22 protein-coding genes are annotated in these 24,423 nt (G+C 63.7%); 7 read left to right on the top strand and 15 right to left on the bottom strand.

The window, feature by feature from the left end; all coding sequences use genetic code 11:
- Positions 1-6: 6 nt before the first annotated feature.
- Entirely contained in the window at positions 7-1,083 is a 1,077-nt protein-coding gene (hppD, locus tag DJ563_RS07380) for a 4-hydroxyphenylpyruvate dioxygenase (RefSeq protein ID WP_033698024.1), read from the bottom strand.
- 301 nt (positions 1,084-1,384) lie between these two features.
- Between hppD and DJ563_RS07385 the strand changes: the two genes are divergently transcribed.
- Both DJ563_RS07385 and rarD read left to right on the top strand, forming a co-directional pair.
- Positions 1,385-2,971, top strand: coding sequence for a cyclic diguanylate phosphodiesterase (locus DJ563_RS07385; protein ID WP_274098808.1), 1,587 nt, complete (start codon positions 1,385-1,387; stop codon positions 2,969-2,971).
- A 33-nt stretch (positions 2,972-3,004) separates the two neighbouring features.
- A complete protein-coding gene (gene rarD / locus DJ563_RS07390) occupies positions 3,005-3,892 on the top strand; it encodes an EamA family transporter RarD (protein ID WP_274098809.1) in 888 nt (295 codons plus the stop codon).
- Here rarD and DJ563_RS07395 read toward each other — a convergent pair.
- The gene (locus tag DJ563_RS07395) at positions 3,855-5,426 is read right to left on the bottom strand and encodes a TerC family protein (RefSeq protein ID WP_274098810.1); all 1,572 of its coding nucleotides are present in this window, start codon (positions 5,424-5,426) and stop codon (positions 3,855-3,857) included. The genes rarD and DJ563_RS07395 overlap by 38 nt on opposite strands.
- A 256-nt stretch (positions 5,427-5,682) precedes the next feature.
- Between DJ563_RS07395 and DJ563_RS07400 the strand changes: the two genes are divergently transcribed.
- Positions 5,683-6,264, top strand: coding sequence for a LysE family translocator (locus DJ563_RS07400; protein ID WP_274098811.1), 582 nt, complete (start codon positions 5,683-5,685; stop codon positions 6,262-6,264).
- On the opposite strand, the gene DJ563_RS07405 is transcribed toward DJ563_RS07400, so the two are convergent.
- The 5 genes from DJ563_RS07405 to DJ563_RS07425 form a co-directional block, all read right to left on the bottom strand.
- Positions 6,257-7,048, bottom strand: a complete 792-nt coding sequence (locus DJ563_RS07405; RefSeq protein WP_274098812.1) for an AraC family transcriptional regulator — start codon at positions 7,046-7,048, stop codon at positions 6,257-6,259. The genes DJ563_RS07400 and DJ563_RS07405 overlap by 8 nt on opposite strands.
- A gap of 10 nt (positions 7,049-7,058) precedes the next feature.
- Positions 7,059-7,601 carry a helix-turn-helix domain-containing protein gene (locus tag DJ563_RS07410; protein ID WP_186653613.1) on the bottom strand — a complete coding sequence of 181 codons (543 nt, stop codon included), beginning with the start codon at positions 7,599-7,601 and terminating at the stop codon, positions 7,059-7,061.
- Between the two features lie 87 nt (positions 7,602-7,688).
- Positions 7,689-9,113, bottom strand: a complete 1,425-nt coding sequence (locus DJ563_RS07415) for a short-chain fatty acid transporter (RefSeq protein WP_434519165.1) — start codon at positions 9,111-9,113, stop codon at positions 7,689-7,691.
- Positions 9,114-9,205: 92 nt separating this feature from the next.
- Positions 9,206-9,862, bottom strand: a complete 657-nt coding sequence (locus DJ563_RS07420) for a CoA transferase subunit B (RefSeq protein ID WP_258713643.1) — start codon at positions 9,860-9,862, stop codon at positions 9,206-9,208.
- A gap of 35 nt (positions 9,863-9,897) precedes the next feature.
- Positions 9,898-10,596, bottom strand: coding sequence for a CoA transferase subunit A (locus DJ563_RS07425; RefSeq protein ID WP_033698034.1), 699 nt, complete (start codon positions 10,594-10,596; stop codon positions 9,898-9,900).
- Between the two features lie 140 nt (positions 10,597-10,736).
- On the opposite strand from DJ563_RS07425, the gene DJ563_RS07430 reads away from it, so the two are divergent.
- Together DJ563_RS07430 and DJ563_RS07435 are read left to right on the top strand one after the other, a co-directional pair.
- Positions 10,737-11,642 (top strand): LysR family transcriptional regulator, encoded by a 906-nt coding sequence (locus DJ563_RS07430; protein WP_274098815.1) that lies wholly within the window; start codon positions 10,737-10,739, stop codon positions 11,640-11,642.
- The gene (locus tag DJ563_RS07435) at positions 11,630-12,451 is read left to right on the top strand and encodes an aldo/keto reductase (RefSeq protein WP_274098816.1); all 822 of its coding nucleotides are present in this window, start codon (positions 11,630-11,632) and stop codon (positions 12,449-12,451) included. Before DJ563_RS07430 ends, DJ563_RS07435 begins: the two co-directional genes overlap by 13 nt.
- Before the next feature lie 21 nt (positions 12,452-12,472).
- On the opposite strand, the gene DJ563_RS07440 is transcribed toward DJ563_RS07435, so the two are convergent.
- The 4 genes from DJ563_RS07440 to lexA are packed head-to-tail and all read right to left on the bottom strand — an operon-like array spanning position 12,473 to position 18,212.
- Positions 12,473-15,553 carry an error-prone DNA polymerase gene (locus tag DJ563_RS07440; protein ID WP_434519166.1) on the bottom strand — a complete coding sequence of 1,027 codons (3,081 nt, stop codon included), beginning with the start codon at positions 15,551-15,553 and terminating at the stop codon, positions 12,473-12,475.
- Positions 15,550-16,968: a Y-family DNA polymerase gene (locus DJ563_RS07445; protein ID WP_434519167.1), complete on the bottom strand. Its 1,419-nt coding sequence runs from the start codon at positions 16,966-16,968 to the stop codon at positions 15,550-15,552. The genes DJ563_RS07440 and DJ563_RS07445 overlap by 4 nt, the downstream gene beginning before the upstream one ends.
- Positions 16,969-16,974: 6 nt before the next feature.
- On the bottom strand, positions 16,975-17,595 hold the full coding sequence (imuA, locus tag DJ563_RS07450) for a translesion DNA synthesis-associated protein ImuA (RefSeq protein ID WP_434519168.1): 621 nt from the start codon (positions 17,593-17,595) through the stop codon (positions 16,975-16,977).
- Positions 17,595-18,212, bottom strand: coding sequence for a transcriptional repressor LexA (gene lexA / locus DJ563_RS07455; RefSeq protein WP_033698044.1), 618 nt, complete (start codon positions 18,210-18,212; stop codon positions 17,595-17,597). Before lexA ends, imuA begins: the two co-directional genes overlap by 1 nt.
- Positions 18,213-18,305: 93 nt before the next feature.
- Between lexA and DJ563_RS07460 the strand changes: the two genes are divergently transcribed.
- Together DJ563_RS07460 and DJ563_RS07465 are read left to right on the top strand one after the other, a co-directional pair.
- Positions 18,306-18,962 (top strand): HAD family hydrolase, encoded by a 657-nt coding sequence (locus DJ563_RS07460; RefSeq protein ID WP_274098820.1) that lies wholly within the window; start codon positions 18,306-18,308, stop codon positions 18,960-18,962.
- A 121-nt stretch (positions 18,963-19,083) separates the two neighbouring features.
- Positions 19,084-19,995 (top strand): LysR family transcriptional regulator, encoded by a 912-nt coding sequence (locus tag DJ563_RS07465; RefSeq protein WP_434519169.1) that lies wholly within the window; start codon positions 19,084-19,086, stop codon positions 19,993-19,995.
- Positions 19,996-20,030: 35 nt separating this feature from the next.
- On the opposite strand, the gene DJ563_RS07470 is transcribed toward DJ563_RS07465, so the two are convergent.
- The 4 genes from DJ563_RS07470 to DJ563_RS07485 are packed head-to-tail and all read right to left on the bottom strand — an operon-like array spanning position 20,031 to position 24,297.
- The gene (locus tag DJ563_RS07470; RefSeq protein WP_434519170.1) at positions 20,031-21,374 is read right to left on the bottom strand and encodes an MFS transporter; all 1,344 of its coding nucleotides are present in this window, start codon (positions 21,372-21,374) and stop codon (positions 20,031-20,033) included.
- A 48-nt stretch (positions 21,375-21,422) separates the two neighbouring features.
- A complete protein-coding gene (locus DJ563_RS07475; RefSeq protein ID WP_274100673.1) occupies positions 21,423-21,752 on the bottom strand; it encodes an NIPSNAP family protein in 330 nt (109 codons plus the stop codon).
- Positions 21,752-23,470: an FAD-dependent oxidoreductase gene (locus DJ563_RS07480; RefSeq protein WP_434519171.1), complete on the bottom strand. Its 1,719-nt coding sequence runs from the start codon at positions 23,468-23,470 to the stop codon at positions 21,752-21,754. Before DJ563_RS07480 ends, DJ563_RS07475 begins: the two co-directional genes overlap by 1 nt.
- Positions 23,467-24,297: an SDR family NAD(P)-dependent oxidoreductase gene (locus DJ563_RS07485; protein ID WP_033698053.1), complete on the bottom strand. Its 831-nt coding sequence runs from the start codon at positions 24,295-24,297 to the stop codon at positions 23,467-23,469. The genes DJ563_RS07480 and DJ563_RS07485 overlap by 4 nt, the downstream gene beginning before the upstream one ends.
- Positions 24,298-24,423 lie beyond the last annotated feature (126 nt).

Raw genomic sequence — 24,423 nt, forward strand, 5'->3', positions numbered from 1 at the left:
GGTGGATCAGTCGGTGCTCAACACGCCCCGACGAACCTGGTCCCGTTCGATGGATTCGAACAGCGCCTTGAAGTTACCTTCGCCAAAGCCATCATCGCCCTTGCGCTGGATGAACTCGAAGAACACCGGCCCGAGCAACGTTTCCGAGAAGATCTGCAGCAGCAGGCGCTTGTCACCCGACTCAGCCGCGCCATCAAGGAGGATGCCGCGCGCTTGCAGTTGATCCACCGGCTCACCGTGGCCTGGCAGGCGCTCTTCGAGCATTTCGTAGTAGGTTTGCGGCGGTGGGGTCATGAAGCGCATGCCAATACCCTTCAGCGCATCCCAGGTCTTGAGCAGGTCATCGGTGAGGAAGGCCACGTGCTGGATGCCTTCACCGTTGAACTGCATCAGGAACTCTTCGATCTGCCCGGCGCCCTTGGACGACTCTTCGTTGAGCGGGATGCGGATCATGCCGTCGGGTGCGGTCATGGCACGCGAGGTCAGGCCGGTGTACTCGCCCTTGATATCGAAGTAGCGGATCTCGCGGAAGTTGAACAGCTTCTCGTAGAAACCGGCCCAATAGGCCATGCGCCCACGGTAGACGTTATGGGTCAGGTGATCGATGATCTTCAGGCCCGCACCCACAGGGTTGCGATCCACACCTTCGATGAAGTTGAAATCGATGTCGTAGATCGAGCTGCCTTCTTCAAAGCGGTCGATCAGGTACAGCGGCGCACCACCAATACCCTTGATCGCCGGCAGGCGCAGCTCCATCGGGCCGGTTTCGATCTCCACCGGCTGGGCGCCCAACTCCAAAGCGCGGGCATAGGCTTCATGGGCATTGCGCACGCGGAACGCCATACCGCAGACCGATGGGCCATGTTCGGCGGCAAAGTACGAGGCGATGCTTTTAGGTTCGTTGTTCAGGATCAGGTTGATACCGCCCTGACGGTACAGGTGCACCTCTTTGGAACGGTGCGTGGCAACCTTGGTGAAACCGAGTATCTGCAGAACCGGCTCGAGCACGCCAGGTGTCGGCGATGCCAGCTCGATGAACTCGAAGCCCATCAGGCCCATTGGATTTTCGAAAATATCTGCCATGTTCTTGTCCTCATCTACAGCGAAAAATTAGTGATTTCCGGGGATGTAGAACAAAAAAGGCGGTGAGCACGGGATGCCGCGCACGCTGCGAGCGAGGAAGTCACCAATGATCAGTTTGAACCCATGGTTTGTCATATGGACCCATTCTCGGCGGGCTTGATTCTCCGGAGGTGGAGAACCTTATTGTTGTATTCGTAACCGGATTCTACAGTGCGTAAATTGCTTTGTCGCGCTTTAGTTAGCCACCCTCACCGACAAGCGGCTATCCTCTGCACGTTATCTTCCACCAGATTAGGCCAGCATGCCCCTTACCACTAGACGCCGCGCCGGCTGGAGTTGGCGCACCCTGCTGCCCTGGGCGATTGGCGTAGTCCCGGTGGCGTGTGGCCTGGCGGTGATGAACTGGCAGATCGATCGCGACCTGCGCGCCAGCAGCCATGCCACCGCCGCCCAGGTGGTCGAGCATGTCGAGCGCATTCTCGACAGCTTGTCCAGCACCGCCCACGCGCTGCTGCCCTTGGCAGGTAGCCCCTGCGCACAGGTCAAACTGGCCCTGCGTGGCCAGGTCACCCGCAATGCCTTCGTCCGTTCGACCAACCTGTTCCAGCACAACACGCTGTATTGCTCGTCGCTGTTCGGGGAGTTCGATGAGGTCGTCGACGCGAGCGAGTACACCAACGGCACGCTCTGGCTGATGGATGGCAACTCAGTGACGCCGGGCCATCCGCTGCTTGTGTACCGGGCCAGCGAGGGCGACCACGGGGCGATCAGCACCGTGGATGGCGACCACCTGCTCACGGCCCTGCGCCTGATAGGCCCGGACGATACGTTGCAGATTCGCGTCGGCAACGACTGGATGGGCAAGGACGGTATCGTCCACAAAGGCGTGCCCCCCACGGCTGCGACTGCCGCCGTGACGCTGAGCTCGACCCGCTACCCGTTCAGCGTGTATGGCGGCTATGGCGCCGAAAAGCAAGGCCAGTTGCTGCGCAGCCACTATCCCGCCCTGCTCAGTTTGCTGATGGTGCTCGGCGTGCTGGCCGGGGCCGCGTGCCACTGGCAAATCCGCCGTGCCACCTCGCCACGTGCCGAGTTGCAGCGCGCCCTTGAGGCTGATGAATTTCTGCCGTACTTCCAACCCGTGGTGCGCAAGGGCGATTACCGCTGGGCGGGTGCTGAAGTGCTGATGCGCTGGAACCACCCGCGGGAAGGCCTGGTGCGCCCCGACCTGTTCATCCCCTACGCCGAACACAGCGGCCAGATCGTCGCCATGACCCGCGCGCTGATGCTGCACACCGCGCAGAGCCTGGCACCGTATGCCGCGCTGCTGGAAGATGGCTTTCACATCGGCATCAACATCACCGCCGACCATTGCCGCGACCTGCGCCTGCTCGACGACTGCCGGACCTTCCTTCAGCACTTTCCGCCCGGCCGGGTGGCTCTGACCCTGGAGCTGACCGAACGCAAGCTGATCGAAGCCACCCCAGTGGCCTTGGAGTTGTTCGAGAAACTGCATGAAATGGGCGTGATGATTGCCCTCGACGATTTCGGCACGGGCCAGTCGAGCCTCAACTACCTGCGCCAGTTCAAGGTCGACTACCTGAAGATCGACCAGAGCTTCGTCGCCATGATCGGTGTCGACGCGCTGTCCCTGCACATCCTCGACACCATCATCGAGCTGTCGGGGAAACTGGGCCTGGGCATCGTCGCCGAAGGCGTGGAAACCGAGGCCCAGCGCGACTACCTGGCTCAGCACGCGGTGGACTTCCAGCAAGGTTACCTGTTCGCCCGGCCCATGCCGGCAGAGGCGTTCCTCGAAGCGCTGGCCGGACGCTCCGGTGTCTCGCGGTTGCCGCATGACGCGCCCCCTGAGATCATGCGCGGCTGATCCACACGCTCAACTCCCCTATTCGAGGCATTCGTGTCAAAAGGCATCCTTTCATCGGTCATGGCGTCTTGCTTGTTCGCTGTGATGTACTTCTATACCTCCCTGCTCACGCCGCTCGATGGCGAAGAGATCTTTGGCTGGCGCACGCTGTTGACGCTGCCCTGCCTCACCCTGTTCATGCTGGCCTCGAAGGACTGGAAACGGGTCGGCGAGCTGCTGACGCGGGTGCGGCGCACACCGGTGCTGCTGCTGGGGATGGTCGGTACGTCCTGGCTTATGGGGGTGCAACTGTGGCTGTTCCTGTGGGCACCGCTGCATGGGCGCAGCCTGGAAGTGTCGATGGGCTACTTCCTGCTGCCGCTGACCATGGTCTTGACCGGCCGCCTGGTCTACGGCGAACGCCTGTCGCACCTGCAGAAGGTGGCGGTGTGCTGCGCCGCGCTGGGTGTCGGGCACGAGCTGTACCAGCATGGCAGCTTCGCCTGGGAAACCCTGGTGGTGATGATCGGCTACCCGATCTACTTCGTACTGCGCCGACGCTGCCGCACCGACCACCTGGGCGGCCTGTGGTGCGACATGTGCCTGCTGTTGCCATGGGCGCTGTACTTCGTGATCCAGGGGCCGTTGTCAGCGGCGGACTTGATGGCCCACCCTGGCCTCTACGCGTTGATCCCGGTATTGGGGGCGATCAGCGCCTCGGCCCTGATCGCCTATGTGCTGGCCAGCCGTCTGTTGCCGTTCAGCCTGTTTGGCCTGCTCAGCTACGTCGAACCGGTATTGCTGGTGGGCGTGGCACTGCTGCTGGGTGAAAGCATCGGCCCAGATCAGTGGCTGACTTACCTGCCGATCTGGACCGCGGTGCTGGTACTGATACTGGAAGGTTTCAAGCACCTGCTGCGTCAGCGTCGCCGTTCGGTATAAGCCGTACCTGGCGCACGCGCCGCTCTTCAACGGCCTCCACGGTCATGGTCCAGCCATTCCAGGCCAGGCGATCACCCACCACCGGCAGGCGGTCCAGCAAGCTCATCACCAGGCCCGCGAGGGTCTGGTAGTCCTCGGTGGCACGGGCGCTGAAGCCGGTACGTGCCTGGACCTGGCTGAGGTTCAGGGCGCCGCTGACGACAAAGCCATTACCCTCCTCAACGATACCCGGGCCTTCCACCTCGCTGGCATCCGGCAGTTCACCGGCAATCGACTCAAGGATATCGGTCATGGTCAGCAGGCCGGTGAAATCACCGAATTCGTTGACCACGAAGGCGATATGGGTGGATTGGCCACGCATCTGTTCCAGGGCATTGAGGATGCTGAAGCTTTCCAGCAGGTTCAACGGGGCCCGCGCCATGCGTTCCAGGTCTGGCTGGCTACCCGACAGCAGCTCCTTGTACAACTCTTTCTTGTGCACGAAGCCCAGCGGCTCATCGATGCGGCCATCGCGGATCAACGGCAGACGCGAGTACGGCGAATTCGCCAGGGCTTCGGCGATGGCCGCGGCCGGCTGCGCAAGGTCGATCACATCGACTTCGGCGCGTGCGGTCATCACCGTGCGGATCGGCCGTTCGGCAAGGTTCAGTACACCACTGATCATTACCCGCTCCCGGCGGTCGAACAGCACCTCTTCGCCGCCGCCCCCGACCAGGTCGGCGATTTCTTCGCCCACCTCGTCGGCCTCGACCCGACGGCCGCCCAGCAGGCGCAGCACCGCATGGGCAGTACGCTCACGCAGCGGCCGATGCTGCTGCAGGCTGCGTTTGCGGCGCGCGCGGGCCAACTGGTTGAACACTTCGATCAGGATCGAGAAGCCAATGGCCGCGTACAGGTAGCCTTTCGGGATATGGAAGCCCAGGCCTTCGGCAGTCAGGCTGAAGCCGATCATCATCAAGAAGCCCAGGCACAGCATGATCACTGTCGGGTGGGCGTTGACAAAGCGGGTCAGCGGTTTGCTGGCGACAATCATGATGCCGATCGAGAAGATCACCGCAATCATCATGATCGACAGCTGCTCGACCATGCCCACGGCGGTGATCACGGCGTCCAGCGAGAACACCGCATCGAGCACAACGATTTGCGCAACAATCGGCCAGAACGCCGCGTGGCGTACCACGCCACTGGCCTGGGTGGCGTGCCCTTCAAGCCGTTCGTGCAGCTCCATGGTGGCCTTGAACAGCAGGAATACACCACCGAACAGCATGATCAGGTCACGGCCCGAGAAGCTCTTGCCAAACATCTCGATCAGCGGCGCGGTCAGCGTCACCATCCACGAGATACTCGCCAACAGGCCCAGACGCATGATCAGCGCCAGGCTCAAACCGATGATCCGCGCACGGTCGCGCTGATGTGGCGGCAACTTGTCGGCCAGGATGGCGATGAACACCAGGTTGTCGATACCCAGCACCAGCTCGAGGACGATAAGCGTCAACAGGCCTAGCCAGGCCGTGGGGTCGGCTAGCCATTCCATTAGCGGGTACTCACAAGGGAAGCGTCACAGGGACGGCTGGAAGATGGCCGAGAAGGCCGAAGACTGGGGGGCTCCGCGAAGGTGCTCATAGTTACCTGGGTAGAAATTGGGTAAGTGATCCTACAATCACAGCAGGTTTTTCTGACAGTGAGAAACTATTACAAAACCTGTAACAGCCCACTGGGGACTTTTGTTCAATACGCCCGAGCGCCCCTGCCCGAAGATGCTCGACAACTCCCCTCACAGGATTGCCCTCATGAGTCTGTCTTTGTCCATGGCCGCTTTCGCGCTTGCGGCCTCGATCTCCCCTGGCCCGGTCAACATCGTCGCCCTGGGCAGCGGTGCCCGCCATGGCCTGCGCGCAAGCCTGGCCCATGTGGCCGGTGCGACGCTGGGGTTCTGCCTGCTGCTGGTACTGGTCGGGCTGGGCTTGCATGAACTGTTGCTGCGCTGGCCGCTGCTGGGCGTGCTGCTGCACTGGGGTGGGGTGGCTTTTTTGCTGTACATGGCCTGGAAACTGGCCAGCGATGATGGCCAGCTAAGTGGCGAGCAGCGGCAGAGCGCGCCCTCGGCCTGGCATGGCGCAGCGATGCAGTGGCTCAACCCCAAGGCATGGCTGGCTGCGGTGGCGGGTGTCGGCGCCTACACCGGCGGCGAACAGCATCTGCTGTGGCTGTTCACCTGGATCTATGGGCCGATCTGTTTTGTCTCGGTGGCCAGCTGGGCATGGGCGGGAAGCGTGATTCGCCAGTGCCTGGGCAACCCCCGGCAGATGCGCTTGCTGAACCGCGGGCTGGCCGTGTTGCTGGTGGCCAGTGCTGCGTATCTGGTCATCTGAGCGACGGGGCACTCTTGCAGTAATGCCCCGGCGTTGCCGCCAGGTGTTTCTTGAACGCCCGCTGCAAGTGCGCCTGGTCGGCGAAACCTGCCGCCAGTGCCACTTCGGCAATAGCACGGCCCTTGCGCAGGTACGCCCGGGCGAGCTGCACGCGTTGGTCAACCAGGTAGCCATGGGGCGTCAAGCCGAAACGCTGGCGAAAGGCCCGAATCAAGTAAGACCGGGATAAGCCACTGGCCATGCAGATGTCTTCAAGGCTCAGCGGGTCGGTACGGTGTGCGCGAATGAAGGCAGCGGCTGCCTCCAACCGAGGGTGTTCCGGCACGTTCACCGCAGGCGTGTCACCTAGCAGGCTTGGCAGTATGTCAAAAAACGTCGCTACGCGGCCTTCACGACCAGGCAGATCTTCGTCGAACAGGTCTGCAAATACCTGCAACATGTGGCTATAGAGGCGCGGCGAAGTGCTACTGGTCTGTACGGGAAGCTGAAAACCCAGCGCCTGCAGCCACGGCAGATCAACAAACAGCATCAAGTAAGACCAGGCCTGGCCCCCGATGGGGTTGCAGGTATGTACAACACCAGGGTTCATCAGCACCGTCGCGCCTGCATTCACTTCGATCTGGCTATCGCCGGTCAGGTAAGTACTGCGCCCACCGGTGATGACGCCGATGGAAAAACTCTCATGGGAATGGGCGGCGTAGCACACCTGGCGCCCGTCCCCTACGCGCCGGGCCTCGACGAAGGGCAATGCCGGATCCCGCCAGAACCGCGACACCTCGATCATCACCCTGCCCTCATTCGCCGTCGTCGTGTACCACAACCAGCAACTGCGCCGGCTGCGGCCCCACAGAGCGTAACCTGTGCGGCGTCTGGGCATTGAAATGCAAGGCATCGCCCTGCTCCAGCAGCACCCGTTCGTTCATGAAATCCACCTCTACCTGGCCTGCATGAACAAACAGAAACTCCTCGCCCTGGTGCTCCTTGAACGTCGGGTCACTGAACTCGGTCGGCGGCTGGATCAAGAACGGCAACAAGCTGCGCTGACCCACCTGGCTGGTGAGTGCCGCGTACCCCGGCCCTGTGCCGTCGCCCACCAGGGCCTGGCGCTCAGCATGACGCACCAGGCTGTATCGATGCTGCGCGGTTTGTTCTTCAGCGAACAATTCTTCGACATTGACGTTCAGCGCCCGCGCCAGCTTCAGCGCCGCAGCGATCGACGGCGTGTTCAGGCCACGCTCGACCTTGGACAGGTAGCTCTTGGTCATGCCGGTTTTCTCGGCCAGCAATTCCAGGGTCAGGCCCAGTTTCTTTCTCAGCAATTTCAATCGGATAGACATGTGACGCAGTTTTCCCAGGCGAAGGCAGATGCAAGGCTCGCGCGCACCGATGATACGTGGACTGCGCGCGAAATGCTGGCCCTGATCTCAAGGCATCACAGGCGGCACATACTGCAATGTCGTACCCAATGCCCACAGCAGCGCCAGTACCAAGGGTGCATGCACCAGCAATTGCACGAACGAGAAGCCGATCAGGTCGCGCGCCTTGAGGCCCAGCACGCCCAGCAGCGGCAGCATGTAGAACGGGTTGATCAAGTTTGGCAGGGCTTCGGCAGCGTTGTAGATCTGCACGGCCCAACCCAGGTGATATTGCAGGTCATTGGCCACCAGCATCACATAGGGCGCCTCGATGATCCATTTGCCCCCGCCCGAGGGGATGAAGAAGCCCAGCACTGCCGAGTACACGCCCATCAGCACGGCGTAGGTATCGTGGGAGGCGATCTGTACGAAGAAAGTGGAAATGTGGTGGGCCAGGGTCTGTTCGTCCACGCCCTTGACCTGGGTGAGGACCGCCGCGATCGAGCCATACAACGGGAACTGGATCAGCACCCCGGTGGTGGTGGGCACGGCACGGGTCACCGCATCGAGGAAGCTGCGCGGGCGCCAGTGCAGCAAGGCACCCAGCATGATGAACAGGAAGTTGTAGGTGTTAAGCCCGGAGATGGCGGTGATTGCAGGCTTGGTGGCGAACTCCTGGTACAGCCAGCCACCGGCCAGGGCCACCAGCAGCAAGGTCAGGATCGGGCTGTACTCCAGCCACTCGCCGGGCCGGCTGCGCTGGGCCGGTGGCGGCGCGGTGAAGCTTGGGTCGACGCCGCATTGTTCCGCCGTACGCGCGCTGGTCGCGCCTGGGGCGGTGGCATAGGCCACCACCAACGATACGATCACCAGCGCCGCCAGCATGACCCCCGACTGCCAGAGGAAGATGGTTTCGGTGAACGGAATCACCCCGGTGATCGACAGAATCGACGGCGGCAAGCTGGCCGGGTTGGCCTGCAGTTGCGCTGCCGAAGACGAAAGGCCCAGCGCCCATACCGCGCCAAGGCCAAGGTAGGCGGCGGCGCCAGCGGCGCGATAATCCATTTTCAGGTCAGTGCGGCGCGCCAGTGCGCGCACCAGCAGGCCACCGAATACCAGCGACAGGCCCCAGTTGAGCAACGAGGCCAGCATCGAGATCAGCGCAACCCAGCACACCGCCGAGCGGCCGTTGCTGGGGATACGCGCCAAGCGGTCGATCAGCCGCGCGGCAGGCGGCGAGCTGGCCACCACATAGCCGCCAATGACCACGAACGCCATCTGCATGGTGAACGGGATCAAGCTCCAGAAGCCATCGCCGAAGGCCTTGGCGGTGTCGGTCGGTTTGGCGCCCATCACCAGGGCGCCCAGGCACACCAGCACTACCGCAAGGGCGGCGAATACCCAGGAATCAGGGAACCAGCGTTCAGCCCAGTTGGAACAGCGCAAGGCAAAGCGGGCGGAACGGCTGTCTTGGATTTCAGCGGCCACAGTCATGTCCTTTTATTGGTTTTATCAAACTGATCTTGAATCAACAGCAAAAACCCTGTGCAAGCTCGCTCGCACAGGGTTGATGATCACAGCAGAGGTTAGAACGTCATCTCTTTCACATCATCCGGCACGATCAGCTTGCCGGCGGTTTTCTCGATGATTTCTTCGACGCTCACCCCCGGCGCCGTCTCGCGCAGGATAAAGGCGCCATTGTCGATTTCCAGGTAGGCAAGGTCGGTCAGTACCTTGCGAATGCAACCGGCACCGGTCAACGGCAGGCTGCAACGCTCCAGCAACTTGGACTCACCGTCCTTGGAGGCGTGGGTCATGGTGACGATGATGTTGTCGGCACCGGCCACCAGGTCCATGGCACCGCCCATGCCCTTGACCAGCTTGCCGGGGATCATCCACGAGGCGATGTTGCCTTGCACATCCACTTCGAAGGCGCCCAGCACGGTGAGGTCGACGTGGCCACCACGGATCATGGCGAACGATTGCGCCGAGTCGAAGATCGAGGCGCCACGGCGGGCGGTAACGGTCTGCTTGCCGGCGTTGATCATGTCAGCATCGATGGTGCTTTCGGTAGGGAACTCGCCCATGCCGAGCAAGCCGTTTTCCGACTGCAGCATGACATCCATATCGTCGGGTACGTAGTTGGCCACCAGTGTCGGAATGCCAATGCCAAGGTTGACGTAGTAGCCGTCCTTCAGTTCACGGGCGACGCGTTGCGCCATCTGTTCGCGGGTCAGTGCCATGGTCAGGATCTCTTTGTTGTTCTGAAGGATGGCGCTCAGGCCTTGACGGTGCGCTTTTCAATACGCTTTTCGAAGGTGCCGACAATCACGCGGTCCACGAAAATACCGGGGGTGTGGATCTCGCTGGGCAGTAGCACGCCCGGTTCGACGATCTCTTCCACTTCAACCACGGTGATCTTGCCGGCGGTGGCCGCCAGCGGGTTGAAGTTCTGCGCGGTGTTGCGGTACACCACATTGCCGTAATGGTCGGCCTTCCAGCCCTTGACGATGGCGAAGTCACCGGTGATGGATTCTTCGAGAATGTAGTGGCGGCCTTTGAATTCACGCACTTCTTTGCCATCAGCAACCGGGGTGCCATAGCCGGTGGCGGTGAAGAAGGCCGGGATGCCAGCGCCGCCGGCGCGCATTTTCTCGGCGAGGGTGCCTTGGGGGGTCAGTTCGACTTCCAGTTCACCACTGAGCAGTTGGCGTTCGAATTCGGCGTTCTCGCCCACGTAGGACGCGATCATCTTGCGAATCTGCCGCTCTTCCAGCAGTACACCCAGGCCGAAACCGTCGACACCGCAGTTGTTGGAGACCACGGTCAGGCCCTTGACGCCACGGCGCTTGATCTCGTTGATGAGGTTTTCTGGAATGCCGCACAGGCCAAAGCCACCGGCCAGTACCGTCATGTTGTCGGTCAGGCCGTCGAGGGCCTCTTCATAGGTTGCTACGCGCTTGTCCAGTCCGGCCATGTTGATCCGCCTTTTGTAGTTGTTGAACCGACGAGGCTGTCGGTGAGCGTGTGCTGCCATCTTCACCGCAGACGACTGATTTGTTAATTTTGTTTTCATCATCGATTGATAACTATTTCAAAACAAACAGTAGGCCCGTCATGAACGTCAAGCAACTCCGCGCCTTCGTCGCCGTGGCCAAGTACCAAAGCTTCGCCCAGGCCGGCGAGCATCTGCATGTTTCGCAACCGGCATTGAGCCTGACCATCAAGGCCCTTGAGGAAAACCTAGGCGGCGCCTTGCTCAGCCGCACCACCCGCAGTGTCAGCCTGACCGCCGAAGGTGAAGTGCTGCTGCCACTGGCGCGGCGCCTGCTGGCCGACTGGGACGACACCGAAGAACTGCTGCGCCAGCGCTTCACCCTTCAACTGGGGCGGGTTTCAGTGGCGGCGATGCCGGCTTTTGCAGGCAACCTGCTGCCCCGCTCGCTCAAGGTGTTTCGCCAGCGCTACCCGAAGGTCAACGTCACCGTGCACGATGTGATCAACGAACAGGTACTGGAACTGGTGCGCCATCGTCGCGTCGAACTGGGCATCGGTTTCGAACCGGACAACACCGATGGCCTTGTTTTCTACCCGTTGTACATGGACCGCTTCGTCGCCGTGGTACCCGCTGACTCACCGTTGGCGTTGTTGCCCAGGGTCAGTTGGGCGCAACTGCTGGCCGAAGACTTCATTGCCTTGCAGCGCCCTTCGGCGGTGCGTCTGCTGATGGAACAGAACGTCGCGGCCAGGCACGGCAAGTTGGCGGTGGCGTTCGAAAGCCATCAGCTGTCTACCATTGGGCGCATGGTTGCCAGTGGCCTGGGCGTCAGCGCAGTACCGGCGCTGTGCATCAACCAGATGCAGGAGCTCGGCGCCCGCTGCCTGCCCTTGGTCGAGCCCTCGGTCGAACGGCGCATCGGCGTCATTGCCCTGAGCGAGCACAAATTGTCCACCGCAGCGCAAGCGCTGCTCGAGGTACTGCTTTCCCATACCCTGATCCCGGAGGTGACATGCGACACGTGAAACTGGCAGGTTCGAGCGTTCCGGCCATTGGCCAGGGCACCTGGTACATGGGTGAAGACCCCGGCCGCTGTGCAGCTGAGGTGTCTGCCCTGCAACAGGGTATCGAACTGGGCCTGAGCCTGATCGATACCGCTGAAATGTATGCCGAGGGCGGCGCGGAGGAAGTGGTCGGCCAGGCCATCGCCGGGCGTCGCGACCAGGTGTTTCTGGTCAGCAAGGTCTATCCGCACAATGCCAGTACGCGGGGCGTGCCGGCTGCCTGCGAGCGCAGCCTCAAACGCCTGGGTACCGACTGCATCGACCTGTACCTGCTGCATTGGCGTGGCCAGCATCCACTTGAGCAGACCGTCGAGGCATTCGAGCGCCTGCGCGAACAGGGCAAGATCAAGCGCTGGGGGGTGTCCAACTTCGACGTCGATGACCTGCGCGAACTGAACAACCCCGATTGCGCCACCAACCAGGTGCTGTACAACCCGACGCAGCGCGGCATCGAGTTCGACCTGCTGCCGTGGAGCCAGAAGCGTGCATTGCCAACCATGGCGTACTGCCCACTGGCTCAGGCCGGGCAGTTGCTGCAGCATCCTGTGCTGCTGGAGATCGCCGAGCGCCATGGCGCGACAACGGCCCAGGTCAGTCTGGCCTGGGTGACCCGTGAAGATGGGGTGATCGCCATTCCCAAGGCGGTAGCGCCAGAGCATGTGCGGCTGAATGCGGCGGCGGGTGTGCTGACCTTGAGCAGCGAAGACCTCCGGGCAATCGACCGGGCGTTTCCACCGCCGACCCGCAAACAACGGTTGGCGATGGTCTGACCGACACCGCCCCTACACGGCTCAGTGAAAATCGCGGCTACGGACATCCAGCCCCTGCAGCAAGGGGCTGACATCCTCCAGCCGCCGCGCGATCAGGTGGCGAACGCCATTCTCCTGCTCCAGCCGCCCGCTCACCTTGAGCAATTGCGAGCCCACTAATGCTCGCCGCTGCCGCTCGGCCAAGTCACGCCACACCACCACATTGACCATGCCGTACTCATCCTCCAACGTCACAAACGTCACCCCGCTGGCGGTTTGCGGGCGTTGCCTGCCCACCACCAGCCCGGCCACGGCAATGCTGTCGCCATGCTCGACAGCTGCCAGCTCGCACGAACTGCGACAGCCCAACGCACGCAAGCGTGGGCGCAGCAGTGTCAACGGGTGTGGCCCAAGCGTGGTGCCCAAGGTTTGATAATCGCTGACCAGGTCTTCACCCACGGTCGGCGCCGGTAGCGCCACCGCGCCCTCCGGGGCTGCGTCAACTTCAGCGAACAAGGGCAGTTGCGGTTGCACTGCCGCCACCTGCCAGCGCGCCTGGTGGCGGTCACGCGCCAGGGCCCTCAGCGCCCCGGCGTCCGCCAGGCGGGCGCGCGCACGCTGGTCGAGCCCTGCACGCAAGCACAGATCCTCGACATCGCGCCAGGGCCGTTGCGCCCTCGCCTGCTCCAGGCGCCGGGCATCGGCCTCGGCAAAGCCCCGAATCTGCCGCAACCCCAGGCGAATGGCCAGGGCACTTTCAGCCACGCGCTCGAGCGTGCAATCCCACTCGCTGTGAAACACATCCACCGGCCGCACCTCGATACCTTGGCGCCTGGCCTCCTGCAGCAGTTGGTCGGGGCTGTAGAAACCCATGGGCCAACTGTTGACCAACGCACAGGTAAAAATGGCCGGCTCATGGCACTTGAGCCAACTGCTCGCATAACACAGCAAGGCAAAGCTGGCCGCGTGAGACTCAGGAAAGCCATAGCTGCCGAAGCCCTTGATCTGTTCGAAGATGCGCTCGGCAAACGACAGGTCGTAACCATTGCGCAACATGCCCTGTATCAGCCGCTCACGGTGCGGCTCCAGCCCACCGTGGCGCTTCCAGGCAGCCATGCTGCGCCTTAACTGGTCGGCCTCGCCCGGGCTGTAGTCGGCAGCCACCATGGCCAGTTCCATGACCTGTTCCTGAAACAGCGGCACCCCCAGGGTACGCTCGAACACTTCCTGCAACTTCGGCGAGGGGTAGGTGACCGGTTCCTGCTTCAGGCGCCTGCGCAAGTAAGGGTGGACCATGTCGCCCTGGATCGGCCCGGGGCGCACGATGGCCACCTCGATCACCAGGTCGTAGAAGGTGGTGGGTTTGAGCCGAGGCAACATGGCCATTTGCGCCCGTGATTCGATCTGGAACACGCCCATGGTCTCGGCCCGGCTGATCATCGCGTAGGTGGCCGGGTCTTCAGCTGGAATGCTCGCCAAGGTCAGTTGCCGGCCACGGTGGCGTTGCAGCAGGTCGAAACAACGGCGCAAGGCGCTGAGCATGCCCAGGGCCAGTACATCGACCTTGAGCAGCCCGACCATGTCCAGGTCGTCCTTGTCCCACTGGATCACCGTGCGGTCTTGCATCGCGGCGTTTTCCACCGGCACCAGTTGGTCGAGCGGCTGTTGCGAGATGACAAAGCCGCCAGGGTGTTGCGACAGGTGCCGGGGAAAGCCGATCAGCTCAGCGGCCAGAATCAGCACCCGCCGCAACGATGGGCTGCTGGCCTCGAAACCCGCTTCGGCCAGGCGCTGTGCATCGGGGATGCGATCACTCCAGCGGCCGCAGCACTTGGCCAATGCATCCACCTGATCGGCCGGCAGCCCCAGTACCCGCGCCACATCACGCACCGCACCGGCAGCGTGATAGGTGTTGACCACGGCGGTGAGTGCGGCGCGATGCCGGCCATAGCGACGAAACACATACTGGATCACTTCTTCGCGGCGGTCGTGCTCGAAGTCCACGTCGATGTCGGGCGGCTCGTTGCGCTCGCGTGACAGAAAACGCTCGAACAGCAGGCGGTGCTGCATGGGGTCGAGTTCGGTGATCCCCAGCACGAAACACACCACCGAGTTGGCCGCCGAACCCCGGCCCTGACAAAGGATATGCTGGCTGCGGGCGAAGGCGACGATGTCGTGCACGGTCAAGAAGTAGCTTTCGTAAGCCAGCTCTTCGATCAGTGCCAGCTCCCGTGCCAGCACTTCGCGCACCTTGTCGCTCGGCCCGGCCGGCCAGCGCAACGGCAAGCCTCGCTCGCACAGTTCGCGCAGCCAGCTTGCGGGGGTATGGTTTTCGGGCACCAGTTCACGCGGGTACTGGTACTTGAGTTCGCTCAGGTCGAAACGGCAGCGTTCGGCAATGGCCAGGGTCTCGGCCAGCAAATCGGCGGGGTACAGCTCCTGCAGTTGCTGCGGGGTGCGCAGGTGACGCTCGCCATTGGCGAACAGGTGGCGCCCGGCCTCGGCCACCTGGCAATGCTGGCGGATGGCGGTCATGCAATCCTGCAGGGCACGGCGACCGCGTACGTGCATGTGCACGTCGCCACAGGCCACGGCGCGGATACCGACCTTGCCCGCCAGTTCGCGAAGCTTGCCAAGGCGCACCTCGTCGTCACTGCCTCGGTGCAAGTGCACCGCCAGCCAGAGCCGCTCGGCGAACAACGTGTGCAGCCAGTGGCCAGGCGCAGGGTCATCGGGGTCGTCGGCAATCCATAGCGCCAGCAACCCTTCATTGTGCGCGCGCAGGTCATCGCCGAACACCTGATACGCGCCCTTTTCCGCCCGCCGTCGCGCACGGGTAACCAGTGCGCACAGGCTCTGGTAGCCCGCCAGGTTTTCCGCCAGCAGCACCAGCCTGGGGCCATCCTGCAGGCGCATTTCACTGCCGACAATCAGTTGCAGCTGGTGCTCCTTGGCCGCCTGCCAGGCGCGCACGATACCGGCCAGGGTGCACTCATCGGTGATCGCCAAGGCTTGGTAGCCCTGCTCGCGGGCACGCCGGAACAACTCATCGGCACTCGACGCACCCCGCTGGAAGCTGAAGTTCGACAGGCAATGCAATTCGGCATAGCCGAACGTATTCATGCGAACCAGCCTTGCAGCCACAACGGGCCTGGCTGGCTGAGGTCGCGGTAGGCCCAGCCACGCAGGCCTTCGCGGGTTTCGATGCGGTAGTAGTCGCGACGCACGTCGCCACCGTCCCACCAGCCCGATTCGATGCGCTCGGCTTGGCCCAACAAGCGGTGCCCTGCGTCGTCAAGGGCCAAAGGCGTCGGGAGCAGCCAGCCGGGGCGGCTACCTGGCATCAGTTGCAGGCTCGCGCGTTCGCCCTGCTCCACCGTTTGCCAGGCACATTCGGGGCGATGGTCGGCCTCGGCGCTCAGCCCTTTTACCGCCTCATCGCCCAAGCGCGCACGCAACCGCTCACGCAGTTGCTCCCAGGGCTGGGCCTGCTGGGTTCGGGGGTCGAACAGCGCCTGGTACTGGGGCACGAAGGGTGGCAAGTCATCGGCGACCAGGCGCAGGTTACGAACCGGGGCGCGCAGCTGCAGCGGCTCCAGCCGCCCTTTGGCCAACTCGAAGAGCATGCCGGCATCACGCTCGGCCGCCAGCAGCCCCACCTGCAGTTGCGTGTCAGGCCCTTCGGCATGCTCAAGGTGCAGGCAGAAGCGTTGCACGCCGCAATCGCGCCCGGCCAGGAACGCGCCAAGGTCATTGAGCATTCTGCGCAATGGGAACAGCAGCGCCTGGTGCGATTCAACGTCAAAGTTCAGCTCCAGACGCGCTTCGAAGCGGTCAGGCGGCTGGTAGAAAGCCAACCCCAAGCTACGCAGGCCGAGCAATTGGTCCAGGTGCAGCTGGACCTGGGCAGAAAAGCGTTTGGCCAGGGCATCGCGAGGCAAGGCCATGACCTGGCCGAGCTGGCGCAGCCCCATACGGGCAAAGGCCTCGGCGGCCTCCTGAGGCAGCCCGACACGCTCGATTGGCATGCGTGCCAGCACTGCGCGCGCCTCTTCGGCGCAGGTCACCGCCAAGCCATCGTGGCCATTGGCGAGCATGCGCGCCGCCACCGGGTTACTGGCCAGCACGATGCGCTGACGTAAGCCCAGCTCACTGAGCTCTTGGCGCAGGCGTGCCTCGAACAATGGCCAGGGGCCGAACAATTGCAGGCTGGAGCCTACTTCCAGCAGCAGCGCCCGTGGGTAATGCAGGCTCACCTGGGCACTGAAACGATAGGCCCAGGCTGCCAGCAGTTGTTGCAACTGTTCGATGCGTTTGCCGTCGGCTTCCACGCAAGTGAAGCCATCGGCCAGGGCACGGGCCGCCGTCAGGGTTTGCCCGGCACGCAGGCCCAGTGCCGCAGCAGCGGGGTTGACCGCCTGCAAGACGCGCCGCTGAGTGGGGCCGCCAATCAGCACCAGTGGCGTATCGGGGTCGTCGCGTTCGCGCAGCACCGTGTCCAGCGCCAGCTGTGGCAGCAGAATGCAGGCCCAGAGCATGATGCATCAGCCCTGCCCGGGGCAGGCGATGGGCTGCGCCGGGGGCATGCCACCTCGGCTCTTGAGCACGCGCCATTGTGCTGGCCGGGTGTCGATGGCAATGCGCAAAGCGGCTGGCGACGGATTGTTTGCCGCCTGCTGCGGGCGACAGGCGAAGGCCAGCGCCTGGCCGGTCTCGGCGGCCACCTGCAGGCGCCGCAGTGCACGGTCATCGGCGCGTTCTGGCCAGCACAGCACGGCGGCGCAACTGCCCGAGCGCAGGCATTGCTCAGCCGCCCAGAGCGCGTCGACCGGCGCGGCGGCCACCTGGACCAGCCAGCGTAAATCCACCCCCGCTGCCTGCCAGGCAGGGGCAAAGGGAATAAACGGCGGCGCGACCAGCACCACCCGCCCGCCTTCAGCGGTCAGGCGTGCCAGTGAAGGCCATAGCAACTGCAGCTCACCGCAACCGGGGCTGGCCAGCAACAGTTCGCTGAGTGCTGCGGCCGGCCAGCCGCCCTCGGCAAGGCGTTGGTCCAGCGCGGCATGGCCGGTGGGCTGCAACCCCAGGGGCCGTGCCTGAACCTGCCGGCCGCGCCAGACCTGACGCTGGTCGAGCAGCCTGTCGAGATCGACCACCGCGCCCATCAGTCGCGCCTCAACAGGCCGCAGAACACGCCTTCGATGAAGAACGCCTGTTCAGGCCCCACATCGATCGGCGCATAGGCCGGGTTGCGTGGCAGCAGCCGGTAACCACCGGCCTGGCGCTGCAAGCGCTTGATGGTCACCTCGCCGTCCAGGCGGGCAACCACGACCTGCCCGTCACGAGCCTCGCCCTGCTGGCGAATGCCGACCAGGTCACCGTCGAAGATGCCGTCGTCGATCATCGAGTCGCCGCGCACCTTCAACAGGTAATCGGGTGTGCGCCGGAACAGGCTGGGGTCGATCAGCAATTGCTCGTGAATACCGAGGTCCGGGCCGATCGGCGCACCTGCGGCGACCTGGCCCAATACCGGCACTTCGAGGATTTCCGGGCGGCGCAGGGGCTGGGCCAGGCGAATGCCACGGGCCTGGTTTGGCGTGACGTCGATGTAACCGGCCTGGCACAGGGCGGTGATGTGCTTGCGCGCGACACTGCGCGAGGCAAAGCCGAAGCGCGTGGCGATGTCGGCGAGGCTCGGTGGCTGGCCGTGGTCGGTGATGCGCTCACGAATGAATTCGAGAATGGCGCGGCGTTTGGGGGTCATATTGTCCATGGAGCACATTTGTACTCTTTTCGCAGCGCACTGAACAGCCCCCTTCGTCGTCAGCTTTGGTTATGATCGTTGGGCTTGTGTTTTTTCATACTTGGATACCTGATGCTGACTGCCCTGCTGTTCGACCTCGACGGAACCCTTACCGATACCGATACCCTGCACTTGCAGGCTTTCCGCCAGTTGCTGCGTGAACATGATGGCCGCGAACTTTCCCAGGCCCAGTTCGATGCGCAGGTCAGTGGCCGGGCCAACGGCGCACTGTTCGCCGAGCTGTTTGCCGATGCCAGCCCACAGGAGTGCCTGGCGCTGGCAGACCGCAAAGAGGCGTTATTCCGCTCGCTGGCGCCGTCGCTCGAACCGATGCCGGGGCTGTTGCGCCTGCTGGAGCACGCCCAGGCCTGTGGCCTGGGCATGTGCGTGGTCACCAACGCACCGCGGCTCAATGCCGAGCACATGTTGCAGGCCATGGGGCTGGGGGCACGTTTCGAGCATGTGCTGGTGGCCGAAGAGCTTGAACGTGCCAAGCCGGACCCGCTGCCCTACCTGACCGGGTTGCAGCGCCTTGGCGCGGTGGCCGGTCAGGCGCTGGCCTTCGAGGACTCGCTGCCCGGGGTCAGGGCTGCCAGCGGGGCGGGTATCTTTACGGTGGGGGTAGCCACTACGCAGACAGCTGAACGGCTGATGGAGGCGGGTGCTGGGTTGGTGATTCGGGACTTTGATGATCCGCGGTTGTGGGCGTTGATTGAATCGATGGGGTGATGGCTTTGGAGCATGCCTTGAGCGCTCTAGCGCCTATGAGATCGAGCGCCGCCCGCGCGGCGCATCGCGAGCTAAGCTCGCACCTACATTTGTCCCACGCTCCCCTCCCCCAGGCCCCCACATGCTCATCGACGAAGAACTGACCCTGAAAAAGCTGGAAACCTTCCTCGCCTTCATGCGCAGTGGCAACCTCGGCCGGGCCGCCGCCGAACTCTCCACCAGTGCCGTCAGCGTGCACCGCGCCATCCACTCGCTGGAAAACGCCCTGCGTTGCCCGCTGTTCAAGCACGAAGGCCGCCAGCTGATTCCGCTGGAGAGCGCCTACGTACTGGAGAAAAAAGCCCGTCAGCTGATCCAGGACGCCGAGCAGATGGTGCGCCAGACCCGCGAAGCCGCAGGCTTCTACGCCGAACGCTTCCGCCTTGGCGCCTTGTATTCACTGACCGTGAAGACCGTGCCAAAACTGGTCATGGGCCTGAAGCTGCGCCGCAGCGAGCTCAACATCGACCTGACCCTGGGCTCGAACGTCGACCTGCTGCAACGCCTGAAAAACCACGAACTGGAGGCCATCCTGGTATCGCTCGATGAAAGTGTCAGCGACCCCGCCTGCGAGCAACTGCCGCTGTTCTCCGACGATATCTTCCTCGCCGTCCCCACCGACTCGCCCTTTGCCGAACAAGCCGAGGTGGACCTGGCAGACCTCGCCGACTCCACGTTCATCACCCTGACCCAAGGCTTCGCCACCCACCGTGACGGTGCGCGGGTATTCCAGCAGGCAGGGTTCGAGCCCAAGGTGGCCATGCAGGTGAACGATATCTTCACCCTGCTGAGCATGGTCAGCTCGGGCGTGGGCTTTGCCCTGCTGCCAGGGCGGATTGCAGCGGTTTACGAGAACCGGGTGCGGCTGATCGCTCTACAGCCGCGCTATCGCCTGCAACAACATATCGGCGTGGTGTTTCTGAAGGCGCGTGAGCGGGAACCGAACCTGTTGGCGTTGCTGGCGCAATGCAGGATGTACAGCCGGGAAAACTGAACAAGGCCTGCAGGGCTTTTGCACACCAGCACTGATTACACCACCTGCCGTGCAGCGCGTCGGCCTGAACCGGCATGGCGCCCTTGCAGCAGCACGGCCAGCGCAGCCAGCACCGCCGGTACAAGCAACGACGCGAACACCTGCGCGAAGCTCCACCCCATTGCCAGCATCTGGGCGCCGGCAAACGCACTGAGAATCGCCCCGAAACGGCCGATGCCACTCATCCAGCTGGCACCGGTCGCGCGCGCTTCGGTCGGGTAGAACGCTGCCGCCAGCGCATTCATGCCCACACTGGCACCATTGAGGCCAAAGCCCACTGCCCAGGCAATCGTGCACAGCCAGGTGAAATCCCCGGCCACCTGGCCAATGGCGAAGATCACTGCGCCGCTGAACAGGAAGGTCAGCATCAGCACGCGTTGCGGGTTGCAGCGGTCCATGGCCCAGCCCACCGAAATCGCCCCCAGCGGCCCGCCGATCTGGAAGCAGGCGGTGACGATGGCCGCTTCGGCTACCGAGAAGCCACCGCCCTCCTTCACCAGAGTGGGCAACCAGCCGCTGAACAGGTAGACCAGAAACAGCGCCAGCACGTAGCCGGTCCAGAGCATGAAGGTGCCGAAGCGATAGCGCGGCGAGAGGATGGTGCCAATCGCCCCACCGCTGCTCGGCGTGCTGGGCGGCAGCACAAAGGTGCTGTCGGCGCTGATGCGCCCCGGCGCCAGGCGGCTGACAATGGCGCGTACGCGTCGCACATCGGCACCCTTGCTGACCAGGAAGGTGACCGATTCGGGCAGCCGCCAGCACAGCAACGGCAACGTCAGCAGCGGCAGCACGCCCCCCAGCACCAGCACACTGCGCCAGCCCAGGTTCGGGATCATCCAGGCACTGACAAAGCCGCCTGCCGCCGCGCCCAGGGAAAAGCCGCAGAACGCCAGGGTGATCAGCAACGAGCGGCTGCGCGCCGGCGCGTACTCGCTGACCAGGGTGCTGGCATTGGGCATGGCGGCGCCCAAGCCCAGACCGGTCAGAAAACGCAGGGCCACCAGGGTTTCAAGGTTGGGCGAAAACGCCGAGGCCAGGGTCCAGACGCCAAACAGCAAGACGCTGCCCAGCAAGACCGCCTTGCGCCCGTAGCGATCTGCCAGGGGGCCGGCGATCAAGGCCCCGAGCGCCAGGCCGATGAGGGCGGCGCTCAACACCGGGCCCAGGCTTTGCGCGTTCAGGCCCCAGTCGCTTTTCAGCTGGGGGGCGATGAAACCGATGATGGCGACGTCCAGCCCGTCCAGGGCGATGATCAGAAACCCCAGAAAGACCACCCACTTCTGGTAGCGGCCGATGGGTTGCTGGTCGATCAGTTGGCGCACATCGATAGCGTTGTTCATGGGTATCACCTGTTGTTGTTTTTATGCGGGTGCAGGGCCCCGGTGGCATTAGCGGTGAGCGAGGCTATGCAGCTGCACCGGCCTGATGATGCGTGTCTCCTGGGCCACCACCAGGTCACGGGTGGCGTGCAGGTAGGCGGCGAAGTCCGGGTCGGCATCGCGGGCGGCGCTGCGCGTTTCGAAGTCATCCAGGCTGTCGTAGCCCCACAGGTGCACCACCTGGTTCAGCGGGCCGATGCTGCTGGTGTAGAAGGCCAGTGGCGCCCCCAGATGGCGCAGCAGAATCGGCATCGCCAGCTGGTCGAAGGCCTCGAGAAACGCCGCCATGCCACGTGGGCGGATGGTGTAGATCCGATGGTCGACGACGGCCTTGTCCATCACGCCACCTCCCGTGCATTGGCCGCAGTCGCCAGGCCCTGTTCGACGCCTGCCAGATGGCGCCCGGTGAGGTAGCCAAAGGTCATGATCGGCCCCAGGGTGATGCCTGCGCCGGGGTAGTTGCCGCCCATGATGCTGGCGCGGTCGTTGCCAACGGCATACAGCCCCTCGATGGCCCGCTCATCGGTGCCGAGCACTTCGCCGACCACACTGGTGCGGATCCCGTCGAAGGTACCCAGGTCGCCCATGATCACCTTCACGGCAAAGTAAGGCCCCTCGCCCAGCGGCGCCACGCAAGGGTTGGGCGTGTGTTGCGGGTCGGCCAGATAACGATTGAAGCGGGTAGTGCCACGCCCGAACTGGCGGTCCTCACCCTGAACGGCGCCCAGGTTGTAATCACGCACGGTCTGCTCCAGCCCGGCGGCATCGATCCCGGCCTTGCCGGCCAGCTCTGCGAGGCTGCGGCCCTTGAGCAGGTAGCCATTGCGCAACAGCGGCCCCAGCGGCATCGGCGCGGGCTTGGCGAAGCCCAGGCCGTACTTGGCCAGGGTGCGGCGGTCACAGACCAGCCACATGGCGGTTTCCGACTGCTCGGCACATGCCTCGATCAGCGCTGCACCCACATCGTGGTAGGAATTCGATTCGTTGGTGAAGCGCTTGCCCGAGCGCAGCACCCCGATCACTCCGGGTTTGTAACGATCGAGCAAATGCGGAAAGGCAGCGTAGCGCCCTGCCCCCATGGGCACTTTCGATACCGGCATCCAGGCCGCTGCGGCTTGCAGGCGGATATCGACCTTGGCGCCCAATGCTTCGGCCATGCGGGCACCATCACCGGTGTTGCCTTCGGGCACCGGCGAAAAATGCTCACCGCCGCGACGCACATGCGGGTAGGCCTGCTTCAACCGCTGCAGGTCGTGGGAGAACCCGCCACAGGCCAGCACCACACCCCGCCGCGCCTCAATGCGCAGTTCGTTGTTGCCTTGCTCGGCCAACACCCCCGTGACTCGGTTGCCTTCACGCAACAGTTGCCTGGCCGGCGTGCCGGTCAGAATCGGAATACCCAGGTCCAGCGCCGACCTCACCAGCCGCGCCGCCAAGGCATTGCCGCTGGTTACCTGAGTGCCACGCCGGTACAGCGCCAGCTCTTTGAAGTGGGTCAGCAAGCGCTTGGCCACATAAGCGAACGACGTCAGTGAACGCGTGACATTGAAGAAGTGCTTGAGGTCGGCATTCGACGAGTTGAACATCATGCCGATGAAAGTGATGGTCTTGAGCGGTGGCCGCAGGCGTGCCATGTCTGGCCCCAGGCCACGGATATCGTAGGGCGCCGCCAGTATCGAGCGGCCGACCTCGACGCCACCCTCCACCTGCGGGTGGTAGTCGGGGTACAGCGTGGGGACGAACTTGACGGCCGTCTCGCGCTCGAAGAAGTCCACCATACGTGGCCCGTGGCGCAGAAACGCCTTGACCGCCGCTTCGTCGAAGCAGTCGCCGGTTTCGTTGCGCAAGTAGGTAAGTGCCGCCGCCTCGCTGTCGTTTACCCCATGTCGGCTGCACGGCACCCACAGCACCCCGCCGGAAAACGCCGTAGTGCCGCCGAAGCAGTCCGCCTTCTCGATCACGATCACATCCAGGCCGTGCTTTTTCGCGGTGATCGCTGTCGCCAGGCCACCGGCCCCCGCCCCCACCACCAGTACATCGCAGTTGCGCGTGTTCATGGACGTACGCCCTCGAAGCCTGGGCGTGGGATCAATGCCATGGGCATGCTCTCCAGCCCGCCATCGACAGTCAGCTCGGCGCCGTTGATGTAGTCGGCGCGCGGGCTGGCGAGAAACAGGACTGCTTCAGCGATGTCCTGCGGCTCGCCGATCCGCTGGTTGGCGGTCATGGCGCTGCGCTGGCGCTCGATGTGCGGGTCGGCGTAGAACGCGGCCGACAACGGCGTGCGGATCAACCCAGGGCACACCGCATTGCTACGCACCCCGCGCGGGCCCCACTCCACGGCTATTTGCCGCGACAACAGGCTGACACCGGCCTTGGCCGCGCTGTAGGCACCGCTATTGGGTTGTGGGTAATGAGCGGCGATGGACGCAATATGCACGATGCGCCCCTGGCCACGGGCAAGCATCGAACGCCCGAAGGCCTGGGAACACAGCAGGTAGCCGCTGAGGTTGACCGCCAGTACCTGGTTCCATTGCTCCAGGCTCAGCGTTTCAAGGGCACCGGGGCGCAACACGCTGGCGTTGTTGACCAGTACATCGCAGCGACCGTGCAGCGCCTGCACCTGTGCCGCCGCCTGGCTGACGCTGTCGGGGTCGGCGATGTCGCAGCCCAGCGCGCTGACCTCGCCGACGCTGTGCTCGCCCAGGGTCGCTGCCAGCTCGCGGCATTTATCCAGGTCGCGATCCAGCAACACCACATGGGCATGCTGCCCCACCAACGCGGCAGCCAGGGCCGCGCCAATGCCGCCGGCCGCGCCGGTTACCACGCAAACGGCAGAGTCCAGGCCCAGCCAGTGATCAGTCGTCATCTTGTTGTTATGCATGCTGCTCTCCAGAGTGTCGCTTCATCTGGCAAACAGCCTAGGGCCGGCACGTGCCCGGGCAGAATGGACAAAACCTGCAACCCACCCCACATTCCCGACAATTTCGTCCACTGGCCCTTAATCCGG

The sequence above is a fragment of the Pseudomonas sp. NFX1 genome (assembly GCF_051123555.1).
Lineage (GTDB): Bacteria > Pseudomonadota > Gammaproteobacteria > Pseudomonadales > Pseudomonadaceae > Aquipseudomonas > Aquipseudomonas capeferrum.

Bases quoted from the DNA above. Each gene is read 5' to 3' on its own strand.
- DJ563_RS07420 (WP_258713643.1), bottom strand. From the start codon at position 9,862: ATGGCACTGACCCGCGAACAGATGGCGCAACGCGTCGCCCGTGAACTG.
- DJ563_RS07410 (WP_186653613.1), bottom strand. From the start codon at position 7,601: ATGTCTATCCGATTGAAATTGCTGAGAAAGAAACTGGGCCTGACCCTG.
- DJ563_RS07385 (WP_274098808.1), top strand. From the start codon at position 1,385: ATGCCCCTTACCACTAGACGCCGCGCCGGCTGGAGTTGGCGCACCCTG.
- DJ563_RS07460 (WP_274098820.1), top strand. From the start codon at position 18,306: ATGCTGACTGCCCTGCTGTTCGACCTCGACGGAACCCTTACCGATACC.
- DJ563_RS07440 (WP_434519166.1), bottom strand. From the start codon at position 15,553: ATGAATACGTTCGGCTATGCCGAATTGCATTGCCTGTCGAACTTCAGC.
- DJ563_RS07445 (WP_434519167.1), bottom strand. From the start codon at position 16,968: ATGCTCTGGGCCTGCATTCTGCTGCCACAGCTGGCGCTGGACACGGTG.
- DJ563_RS07475 (WP_274100673.1), bottom strand. From the start codon at position 21,752: ATGGACAAGGCCGTCGTCGACCATCGGATCTACACCATCCGCCCACGT.
- DJ563_RS07430 (WP_274098815.1), top strand. From the start codon at position 10,737: ATGAACGTCAAGCAACTCCGCGCCTTCGTCGCCGTGGCCAAGTACCAA.
- lexA (WP_033698044.1), bottom strand. From the start codon at position 18,212: ATGTGCTCCATGGACAATATGACCCCCAAACGCCGCGCCATTCTCGAA.
- DJ563_RS07395 (WP_274098810.1), bottom strand. From the start codon at position 5,426: ATGGAATGGCTAGCCGACCCCACGGCCTGGCTAGGCCTGTTGACGCTT.
- DJ563_RS07470 (WP_434519170.1), bottom strand. From the start codon at position 21,374: ATGAACAACGCTATCGATGTGCGCCAACTGATCGACCAGCAACCCATC.
- DJ563_RS07400 (WP_274098811.1), top strand. From the start codon at position 5,683: ATGAGTCTGTCTTTGTCCATGGCCGCTTTCGCGCTTGCGGCCTCGATC.
- DJ563_RS07425 (WP_033698034.1), bottom strand. From the start codon at position 10,596: ATGGCCGGACTGGACAAGCGCGTAGCAACCTATGAAGAGGCCCTCGAC.
- DJ563_RS07415 (WP_434519165.1), bottom strand. From the start codon at position 9,113: ATGACTGTGGCCGCTGAAATCCAAGACAGCCGTTCCGCCCGCTTTGCC.
- hppD (WP_033698024.1), bottom strand. From the start codon at position 1,083: ATGGCAGATATTTTCGAAAATCCAATGGGCCTGATGGGCTTCGAGTTC.
- DJ563_RS07485 (WP_033698053.1), bottom strand. From the start codon at position 24,297: ATGCATAACAACAAGATGACGACTGATCACTGGCTGGGCCTGGACTCT.
- DJ563_RS07435 (WP_274098816.1), top strand. From the start codon at position 11,630: ATGCGACACGTGAAACTGGCAGGTTCGAGCGTTCCGGCCATTGGCCAG.
- DJ563_RS07480 (WP_434519171.1), bottom strand. From the start codon at position 23,470: ATGAACACGCGCAACTGCGATGTACTGGTGGTGGGGGCGGGGGCCGGT.
- DJ563_RS07405 (WP_274098812.1), bottom strand. From the start codon at position 7,048: ATGATCGAGGTGTCGCGGTTCTGGCGGGATCCGGCATTGCCCTTCGTC.
- imuA (WP_434519168.1), bottom strand. From the start codon at position 17,595: ATGGGCGCGGTGGTCGATCTCGACAGGCTGCTCGACCAGCGTCAGGTC.
- DJ563_RS07465 (WP_434519169.1), top strand. From the start codon at position 19,084: ATGCTCATCGACGAAGAACTGACCCTGAAAAAGCTGGAAACCTTCCTC.